The organism is Comamonas flocculans (assembly GCF_007954405.1).
GTDB lineage: Bacteria > Pseudomonadota > Gammaproteobacteria > Burkholderiales > Burkholderiaceae_C > Comamonas_C > Comamonas_C flocculans.
Map to the genome: position 1 here is coordinate 2,076,906 of NZ_CP042344.1, position 9,536 is coordinate 2,086,441.

Here is a 9,536-nt window from a genome sequence, read left to right on the forward strand (position 1 = left end):
TCCATGCCCGGGCCGCTTCCCGCCGAGCTTGCGCACTACCTGCAATACGCGCGGGTGCAAAAGCGTCTCGCACAGCGCACGCTGCGACTGTATGAGGGGGAGCTGCGCCGCCTGCTCACCCTGTTCCCGGGCAGGCCGTTGCTGCAATTGGGGCCGGCGGATCTGCGCCATGGCATCGCACGCCTGCATGCCGCGGGCCATGGACCGCGCAGCCTGAGCCTGGCCCTGTCGGCCTGGCGCGGCTTTTACGTCTGGGCCGGCGGTCAGGGCCTGGTGGCGGCCAATCCGGCGCAGGACCTGCGCGCGCCCAAGGCCGCGCGCCTGCTGCCCAAGGCCCTGCCCGTCGACGAGGCGGTGCGTCTGGCCGACTTCGTGCAGGACGGCGCCGACCCCTGGCTGCAGGCGCGCGACGTGGCCATGGTCGAACTGCTCTATGGCTGCGGCCTGCGCGTGGCTGAGCTGGTGGGGCTGGACGTGGCGCCGAGCGCGCCGGGACAGGCGCAGGGCCGTGGCTGGGTCGACCTGCAGGCGGCCGAGGCCCATGTGCTTGGCAAGGGTTCCAAGCGCCGCACCGTGCCGGTGGGTCGCGCGGCGCTTGCGGCGCTGCGGGCCTGGCTGGCGCTGCGCGAACCGGCGCCGGCGCGCCACACTGCGTGCGAGGCACTCTTCATCGGCCGGCGCGGAACGCGCCTGAGCGCGCAATCCGTCTGGCAGCGGCTGCGCCGCCGCGGCCAGCTCGCGGGTCTGGCCGTCCCCGTGCACCCGCACATGCTGCGCCACTCGTTCGCCAGCCATCTGCTGCAGTCCAGCGGCGACCTGCGCGCGGTGCAGGAACTGCTGGGCCACGCCAACATCAGCACCACGCAGGTCTATACCCGGCTCGATTTCCAGCACCTGGCCAAGGTCTACGACCAGGCGCATCCGCGGGCGCACCGAAAACCCTAGCGGGCCTCGCGGATTTCCGCTGCCGGCGCTGCGGTTATGCGGGAATCCGCAAAATGGCTTCTTTTCAACGCACCACGAAGGAGAGAACCATGGCCGATACCTGGCTTGCGACGCTGATCACCGAAACGCCCCAGCAGGGCTTTGAGCTGGCCATCACGCTCAGCCGCCGCGGTGTCAAGTACACCCAGCCCGACACCGAGGTGCTGCACAAGCTGCGCCCCGAATATGCGCACGACGCAGGGGCGCTGACCGCAGCCTCGCACGTGATCGCGCTCAACTTTCAGACCATCGCAGCGGCCAACAACTACTGGCGCAAGTAAGGCCGCGCGCCGCGCAACCCCGCAGGCTTGCCGCCTGGCGGGGTCTTTTTTTCCGGCTGCTCAGAAGCTCTCCCAGTCCTGATCGCCGCCACCGCTGCCCGCGGCCGGCAGCCGTGGTGCGGTCTTGCCGGCGCCCGGACGCCGCGCGCCGTCCTTGCCGGTCGCCTCCGCCTTGCGCGCGGGCGCGGCTGCGCGGTCGCCGGCGTGCAGGCGGGCCGGCGTGGCGCCCGGCTGCGGCCCGGCTACGGGCAGAAACTGCGCCGTACCCGCGGCGCCCGCGGGGCGCACGCCCGGTGCCTCGCTCAGGCGGAAGGTTGCGACGGCGCCGACCAGGTCGCGCGCCTGCGTGTTCAGGCTCGATGCCGCGGCTGCCATCTGTTCCACCAGCGCGGCGTTCTGCTGCGTGGCCTGATCCATCTGCGCAACGGCTTCGCCCACCTGGGCCACGCCCTGGCTCTGCTCGCTGCTGGCCGCGCTGATTTCGCCCATGATGCCGGTCACGCGCTCTATGGCCTGTACCACCTCGTCCATGGTGCGGCCGGCTCGGTCCACCAGCGTGCTGCCGGCCTCCACCTGTTCGACGCTCGCGTCGATGAGCTGCTTGATCTCGCGCGCTGCTGCCGCCGAGCGGCCGGCCAGGCTGCGCACTTCGCTGGCCACCACGGCAAAGCCGCGTCCCTGCTCGCCCGCGCGCGCCGCCTCGACGGCGGCGTTGAGCGCGAGGATGTTGGTCTGGAAGGCGATCGAGTCGATCACCTGGATGATGCTGGCGATCTTGCCCGAGCTGTCGTTGATCTGCTTCATGGTGCGCACCACGTCGGCCACCACGCCGCCGCCGCGGCGCGCCACCTCGGAAGCGTTCTGCGCGAGCTGGTTGGCCTGCAGCGCGTTGTCGGCGTTCTGGCGCACCGTGGAGTGGAGTTCCTCCATCGACGCCGCGGTCTGTTCGAGCGCGCTGGCCTGGCTTTCGGTGCGCGCGGACAGGTCCTGGTTGCCCTGGGCGATCTCGGCACTGGCCGTGGCCACGCCTTCGGAGTCCCGGCGCACGTGCGCGACCACGCGCACCAGCCCGTCCTGCATGCGCTGCAAGGCCTGCAGCAGCTGCGCGGTTTCGCTCTGCCCCGGGGCGTGGATGCGCCGCGTCAGGTCGCCGCCGGCCACCGCGCCGGCCAGGACCACCGCTTCGTGCAACGGTTGCGTGATGGAGCGGATGATGGACCAGGCCAGCAAGAGCCCGATCGCTATGGCCGCGAGCGAAGCCAGTGCCACGATCCACTGCATGGCCTGCACCGAGGCATCGGCCTGGGCGATCGAGCGGTCCATGAGCCCGCCCTGGAAGTCGAGCAGCTTGTCTATCGCCTGCTTGTAGGCGCCCAGCGGCCCGGGCATTTCCTTCTCGAGCAGCGTGGCCGCGTCACCACTCAGCCCCATGTCCATGGCTTCGAGGAACTTGTCCTGCAGCCCCAGAACCTGGGCGCGTGCCGCCTGCCCGTCCTGCAGCGCGGCCTTGCCGTCGCTGCTGGCAATGCTGCGTTCGAGTTCGCCGAACAGGCGCGCGATCTCCCGGCGCGTGGACTGCAGCGTCTCGGCCTGCGCCTTCACCGCGTCGGGCATGCGGTAGGTCAGCATGTTGGCCAGCGCCACCTCGCTGGCGGCTACCGCGGCCTTGATCTGGTGGACCTGGGTGATCTTGGGGTATTGGTCCCGCACGACGGTGCCGAACTCGCCCAGCAGCTGCTGGCTCTTGAGCAGCGCCGCCGCGCCGATGGCGAGGATCAGGGCCGCCATCAGGCCGAAGGCGAGGATGAGCCGGGTACGGATTTTCAGGTGTTGGATCGACATGACTGCAGCGCTCTGCAAGCGCCCCGGGGATGCTGGGGGAGGAGACCGAATGTAAGCCCGGGACCGGCTTGCGCCGCCTTGCCCCTGGGCACGAGAGGGCCAGTCTGCGCGCGAAGGCGGCGCTTGTCACGTCGTGCATACCCGCGGTGCGCCCGCCGCCGCGGCCCCGCCGTCCCTAGAATTGCCCGTGCCGCGACCCCAGCTGTGGTCGTGTTTTTTGTTTCGGGGTTCACCATGCCACTCATTCCTGCCACCATCCTCACCGGCTTTCTCGGTTCGGGCAAGACCACGCTGCTCAAGCGGGTGCTGACCGAGTCCCACGGCCAGAAAATCGCCGTGATCGAGAACGAATTCGGCGAGGAGAACATCGACAGCGACCTGCTGGTGACCGAATCCAAGGAGCAGATCCTGCAGATGAGCAACGGCTGTGTCTGCTGCACCATCCGCGAGGACCTGCGCGACACGCTGCAGCTCCTGGCGGCCAAGAAGCGCAAGGGCCTGCTCGACTTCGAGCGCGTGGTGATAGAGACCACGGGCCTGGCCGACCCCGGGCCGGTGGTGCAGACTTTCTTCATGGACGACGAGATCGCCGAGACCTATCTGGTCGATTCGGTCATCACGCTGGTGGACGCCAAGCACGCGAACGAGCAGCTCGACACGCGCCAGGAGGCGCGCCGGCAGGTGGGCTTCGCCGACCAGATCTTCCTGTCCAAGACCGACCTCGTGAGCGAACAGGACAAGGAGGCGCTGATCCACCGCCTCAAGCACATGAACCCGCGTGCGCCGATCCGCGCGGTGCATTTCGGCGAGGTGCCACTCAAGGAGGTGCTGGACCTGCGCGGCTTCAACCTCAATGACAAGCTCGAGGTGGATCCGGACTTCCTCGTGGCGCAGGACGAGCACGATCATGGGCACGGCCACGACCACGAGGGGCATGGCCATGAACACGGCGAGCACTGTGCCCACCTGCACCACCACCATTACGACGACGACGTCAAGAGCTTCGTCTTTCGTGCAGACCGCCCCTTCGATCCGGCGCGGCTGGAGGACTTCATCGGCGCCATCGTCAACATCTACGGCCCGCGCATGCTGCGCTACAAGGGCGTGCTGGCCATGCGGGGCACCGAGCGCAAGGTGATCTTCCAGGGCGTGCACCAGCTCATGGGCAGCGACCTGGGGCCCGAGTGGGGCAAGGACGAGCCGCGCCACAGCCGCATGGTGTTCATCGGCATCGACCTGCCGCGCGACATCTTCCTGCAAGGGCTGGAGCAGTGCCTGGTGGCCGCCTGAACGGGGTGCTGCAGCCGGGCATGCCGCTTGCCGGGAATGGCGGGTTCGGGTCGATACAATCGCGGCCCGTTCACAGTCCGACCCGCGGCGCAGACCCCGGGCGGCAAGGGCCGGCGCGCAGCGCGCGTTCGGGTTTTGGCTTGCAACCAAGTGGGGTTACCATCGCCCGGTTAACCCCGCGTTCGTCCTTTGGACCTTTAGCCAGCACACCTTCACCATGAATACGACCCTGCAAAAACCTGTGGCGGCCGCCAAGAAAGATTCGAAGCTGGCCAACAACTGGAAAACCAAGCCCGCCGAGGAGCTGAGCGACGCCGAAGTGCTCGCCATGCCCGACAGCGAATACATGAACGAAAAACAGCTGGCCTTCTTTCGCCTGAAGCTGGTGCGGCTCAAGCAGGACATCCACGACAACGCCGGCCAGACCACCGAGACGCTGCGCGAGGACACCGTGGTCGTGCCCGATCCGGCGGACCGCGCGACCATCGAGGAAGAGCATGCGCTGGAGCTGCGCACGCGCGACCGCGAGCGCAAGCTGCTCAAGAAGATCGAGCAATCGATCGCGCGCATCGATGCCGGCGACTATGGCTATTGCGACGAGACCGGCGAGCCCATAGGCGTGGGCCGGCTGCTGGCCCGTCCCACGGCCACGCTGTCCCTGGAAGCCCAGCAGCGGCGCGAGCTCAAGCAGAAGATGTTCGGCGACTGAGCCGGGCGGCTGCGCAGGCGATCACGGGCAGGAGCGCATGGCCAAGGAAGACACCGTCCCCGGTGGTTTGCTGTCCAAGGTCGTGCGCTTCGTGCGCAACCCTTCGGTGGACTGGAGCGAACTGGATGCTCTGGGCGACAACCGCGAGTCGCAGTACACGCGCCAGAAGCTCAAGGAGATGATAGAGCGCAAGCGGCGCAACGACTTCGTGCGCAAGCGCGAGTTCGACCAGCTGCGCAAGCTGCGCCGCAAGGAGGCCTCGCCCGACGTCGCCTACGACGACGCCCGCGCGCAGACCTCGTTCCTGAGCACGGGCCTGGGCGAGCGCTCCGAGCGCGCCGAGACACTGCGCAAGATCAACGCGATCGAGCAGCAGATGTCCCAGCAGTGGTGGAAGGCCCACGGCAACGCGCCGCCCACGCCCACGCGCCCGGCCCCGCTGGCCGAGGAGGTGAGCGAGCCCGCAGCCACGCCGGGCGAGACCACCTTGCCGCCGCCGGTCTCCGGCGCCGAGGCGGCCAGCTGGCACGATCCGCTGCAGGCCTTCGCCCCGACGGCGCCCGCGGGCCTGCGCGTCGACAGCCTGGTCAACAGCGAAGTGCCCAGCGCGCTGTTCACCGGCGAGAATGCAGCTTATCCGTTCACCGCGTCGGCGCTGGAGGCAGGCGTCGGCGCGGCGGATGGGCCGAGAGAGGAAAAATTCGTGCACGAACCTGATCTGGAAGAAGCCGCGATCCTGTTCGCCAATGCCGACTATGCGGGCGCCGGGCGCTGCCTGGCCAATGTGCTCAAGCAGCACGAGCAGGACGACCCCGAGCAGCAGCACGAGATCTGGATGACGCTGTTCGACCTGTACCGCGCCACGGGCGAGCAGGCGTCCTTCGACGCGCTGGCGATCGAATACGCCGCGCGCTACGGGCGCTCGGCGCCGCTGTGGTTTTCCATTCCCGCGCAGCTTGGCGTGGAGCCGGTGGCCGAGAGCGAAGGGGCGGCGCAGCGCGAGCTGCACTGGAATGCGCCCGCCACGCTCGGGCAGCAGTCGGTCGCGGCGCTGCAGGCGAGCCTGGCGCGCTCCAGCCCGCCATGGACTCTGAACTGGGCGCGCCTGGCCAGCATCGAAGCAGCGGCGCTGCCAGCCCTGGTCGAGCTGTTTGGCCAGTGGGCCGGACAGAAGGCGGAGCTGCGCCTGCAGGGCCTGGCCGTGTTGCAGAAGGTGCTGCAGGCCCATACGGTGGCCGACGACCGCGAGGTCGACCCCCAGTGGTGGCTGCTGCGCATGGCGCTGCTGCGCCTGCTGCGCGAGGCCGACGAGTTCGAGGAGGTGGCGCTGGACTACTGCGTCACCTACGAGGTCTCGCCCCCGTCCTGGGCTGATCCCCAATGCCAGCTGCTCGGCGACGAGGCGCCGGGCGGAGCTTTTGCCGAGGCGGGCCTGGACGAGCAGGCACTGGCCGATGCGGGTGCGGTCCCGACGAAGGCGGAGCTGACGGGCGAGATCGAAGGCGACGCACAGGCCCAGCTCGAGCCGCTGGAGCGGCTGATGCGCCCCGGCCAGCCCTTCGTGGTCGCCTGCGAGCGGCTGATCCGCATCGACTTTGCCGCCGTGGGTTCGGTGCTCAACTGGGCCGCGAACCAGCAGGCCCAGGGGCGCGAGCTGCACTTTCGCAACCTGCATCGGCTCGTCGCGGTGTTCTTCAACGTGATCGGCATCAGCGAACACGCCTGGGTGGAGCCGCGCAAGAACTGAACCCGCGCGCGGGCACTTGCAAAAGTGCCGTTGCGCCGCCATCTGTCGGGGCTATGGAACAGTTTCACGGAACCACCATCCTGAGCGTGCGCCGTCAGTTGCCCGACGGGAGCATGCAGGTCGCGCTTGGCGGCGACGGCCAGGTCACGCTGGGCAACATCGTCCTCAAGGGCAGCGCGCGCAAGGTGCGCAGGCTCTACCACGACAAGGTGCTCGCCGGCTTTGCCGGTGCCACGGCCGACGCCTTCACGCTGTTCGAGCGCTTCGAGGCCAAGCTGGAAAAGCACCAGGGGCAGCTCACGCGCGCGGCCATCGAGCTCACCAAGGACTGGCGCACCGACCGCGTGCTGCGCCGCCTCGAAGCCATGCTGGCGGTGGCCGACGAAAGCGCCTCGCTCATCATCACCGGCAACGGCGACGTGCTCGAACCCGAGCTCGGTCTGGTGGCCATAGGCTCGGGCGGCGCCTATGCCCATTCGGCGGCCAAGGCGCTGCTGCAGAACACCGACCTGTCGGCGCTGGAGATCACGCGCAAGGCGCTGGAGATTGCCGGCGAGCTGTGCATCTACACCAACATGCACCACACGATAGAGACGCTTTAGTCTCTTTTCAATAGCTGCCTGCGCTTGATGGGCGGGCGTTAGAGCCATATTTCATACAAAATGTCTGCCATGACCCCCCGGGAGATCGTCTCCGAACTCGACCGCCATATCGTCGGCCAGCAAAGCGCCAAGCGGGCCGTGGCGATCGCGCTGCGCAACCGCTGGCGCCGCCAGCAGGTGGAGGCGGGGCTGCGCGGCGAGATCACGCCCAAGAACATCCTCATGATCGGTCCCACCGGCGTCGGCAAGACCGAGATCGCGCGGCGCCTGGCGCGCCTGGCGCACGCGCCCTTCATCAAGGTGGAGGCGACCAAGTTCACCGAGGTTGGCTACGTCGGCAAGGACGTGGACGCGATCATCCGCGACTTGGCCGAGGTGGCGGTCAAGCAGACGCGCGAACAGGACATGAAGAAGCTGCGTGCGCGCGCCGAGGACGCGGCCGAGGAGCGCATCCTCGACGTGCTGGTGCCGCCCGCGCGCAGCGAGGGCGCGGGTGCGGACAGCACCGCGCGCCAGGTGTTTCGCAAGAAGCTGCGCGAGGGCGAGCTCGACGACAAGGAGATCGAGATCGAGGTGGCCGACGCCCGCCCGCAGGTCGAGATCATGGGCCCCCAGGGCATGGAAGAGATGGCCGAGCAGTTGCGCGGGCTGTTTTCCCAGATGGGCCAGGAAAAGCGGCGCACGCGCAAACTGCGCATCGCCGAGGCGCTCAGGCTCGTGGGCGACGAGGAAGCGCACCGCCTGGTCAACGAGGAAGAAGTGCGCAGCCGCGCGATCGAGAATCTCGAGCAGAACGGCATCGTCTTCCTCGACGAGATCGACAAGGTGGCCACGCGCCAGGAGGCGAGTGGCGCCGACGTCTCGCGCCAGGGCGTGCAGCGCGACCTGCTGCCGCTGGTCGAGGGCACCACCGTATCGACCAAGTACGGCATGGTCAGGACGGACCACATCCTGTTCATCGCCTCGGGCGCGTTTCACCTGTCCAAGCCCAGCGACCTGATCCCGGAACTGCAGGGGCGCTTTCCCATCCGCGTCGAGCTCGGCTCGCTGTCGGTGCAGGATTTCGAGGCCATCCTCACGCAGACCCATGCCAGCCTGGTGCGCCAGTACCAGGCGCTGCTGGCGACCGAAGGCGTGACGCTGCAATTCACGCCCGAAGGCATCACCCGCATCGCCCAGATCGCCTTCGACGTCAACGAACGCACCGAGAACATCGGTGCGCGGCGCCTGGCCACCGTCATGGAGCGCCTGCTTGACGAGGTGAGCTTCGATGCGACCCGGCTCTCGGGCCAGACCGTGGTGGTCGATGCAGCCCTGGTGGACAGCCGTCTGGCCAGCCTGAGCGCCAACGAAGACCTCTCGCGCTACATCCTGTGACCAGCTCGGGCCCTGGCGCCCGCGCTTCATGGATCACTTGCGCAATGTGATCCAAGTTCTTGACTATCAAGGTTTTTTCTGCCCTGCATTTTGAGGTGTTGGGGCTAAACCCTTGATTTCATTCACCATTTTTAGGGCGCAACCCTCTTGCGTGGACCTACTTTCCTGCTACAGTGCAAAAAAGTGCACTGAAGTGGTAAAAAGTGCCGTCTAGGCCCAATTCGGTGGACGGCGGTGGAAGTTTCAACCCGGGGGGTCTCAAGTCCGTGTTCCAAGGCGCATCTTCGCTGAGTCTGGATGCCAAGGGGCGTCTGGCGGTGCCCACGCGCCATCGCGAGCCGCTGCTGGCCGAGGCGGCCGGCCAGCTCACGATCACCAAGCACCCCGACGGTTGCCTGATGGTCTTTCCGCGCCCGGCGTGGGAAGCCTTCAGCGCGCGCATCGCCCAACTGCCCATGCAGGCGCAGTGGTGGAAGCGGATCTTTCTGGGCAATGCCATGGACGTGGAGATGGATGGCACCGGCCGGGTGCTGATCTCGCCCGAGCTGCGTGCGGCGGCGGGCCTGGTCAAGGAGGCCGTGCTGCTGGGCATGGGCACGCACTTCGAGCTCTGGGACAAGGCCACCTACGAGGCCAAGGAAGCCGCGGCCATGCAGGCGCAGATGCCTGACGTGTTCAAGGACTTTTCTTTCTGAGGGCGGCAG

At 68.0% G+C, this 9,536-nt stretch carries 9 protein-coding genes; 8 read left to right on the forward strand and 1 reads right to left on the reverse strand.

Going from position 1 to position 9,536, the window contains the following annotated elements:
* Positions 1–3: 3 nt before the first annotated feature.
* Positions 4–945: a tyrosine-type recombinase/integrase gene (locus FOZ74_RS10005; RefSeq protein WP_146912928.1), complete on the forward strand. Its 942-nt coding sequence runs from the start codon at positions 4–6 to the stop codon at positions 943–945.
* Positions 946–1,034: 89 nt separating this feature from the next.
* On the forward strand, positions 1,035–1,265 hold the full coding sequence (locus tag FOZ74_RS10010; protein ID WP_146912929.1) for a hexameric tyrosine-coordinated heme protein: 231 nt from the start codon (positions 1,035–1,037) through the stop codon (positions 1,263–1,265).
* A 60-nt stretch (positions 1,266–1,325) separates the two neighbouring features.
* Here the strand turns inward: FOZ74_RS10010 and FOZ74_RS16475 are convergent, their stop codons facing one another.
* Positions 1,326–3,107: a methyl-accepting chemotaxis protein gene (locus FOZ74_RS16475; protein WP_146912930.1), complete on the reverse strand. Its 1,782-nt coding sequence runs from the start codon at positions 3,105–3,107 to the stop codon at positions 1,326–1,328.
* A 234-nt stretch (positions 3,108–3,341) separates the two neighbouring features.
* Between FOZ74_RS16475 and FOZ74_RS10020 the strand changes: the two genes are divergently transcribed.
* From FOZ74_RS10020 to mraZ, 6 genes are all read left to right on the forward strand, one after another.
* The gene (locus FOZ74_RS10020) at positions 3,342–4,397 is read left to right on the forward strand and encodes a CobW family GTP-binding protein (protein ID WP_146912931.1); all 1,056 of its coding nucleotides are present in this window, start codon (positions 3,342–3,344) and stop codon (positions 4,395–4,397) included.
* A 58-nt stretch (positions 4,398–4,455) separates the two neighbouring features.
* Positions 4,456–5,106, forward strand: a complete 651-nt coding sequence (dksA, locus tag FOZ74_RS10025; RefSeq protein WP_432417482.1) for an RNA polymerase-binding protein DksA — start codon at positions 4,456–4,458, stop codon at positions 5,104–5,106.
* Positions 5,107–5,143: 37 nt separating this feature from the next.
* Positions 5,144–6,853 carry an STAS domain-containing protein gene (locus FOZ74_RS10030; protein WP_146912933.1) on the forward strand — a complete coding sequence of 570 codons (1,710 nt, stop codon included), beginning with the start codon at positions 5,144–5,146 and terminating at the stop codon, positions 6,851–6,853.
* A gap of 53 nt (positions 6,854–6,906) precedes the next feature.
* Positions 6,907–7,455 (forward strand): ATP-dependent protease subunit HslV, encoded by a 549-nt coding sequence (gene hslV / locus FOZ74_RS10035; RefSeq protein WP_146912934.1) that lies wholly within the window; start codon positions 6,907–6,909, stop codon positions 7,453–7,455.
* Positions 7,456–7,515: 60 nt separating this feature from the next.
* Positions 7,516–8,832 (forward strand): ATP-dependent protease ATPase subunit HslU, encoded by a 1,317-nt coding sequence (gene hslU / locus FOZ74_RS10040; RefSeq protein ID WP_146912935.1) that lies wholly within the window; start codon positions 7,516–7,518, stop codon positions 8,830–8,832.
* 266 nt (positions 8,833–9,098) lie between these two features.
* On the forward strand, positions 9,099–9,527 hold the full coding sequence (mraZ, locus tag FOZ74_RS10045; protein WP_146912936.1) for a division/cell wall cluster transcriptional repressor MraZ: 429 nt from the start codon (positions 9,099–9,101) through the stop codon (positions 9,525–9,527).
* The last annotated feature ends 9 nt before the right edge of the window (positions 9,528–9,536 follow it).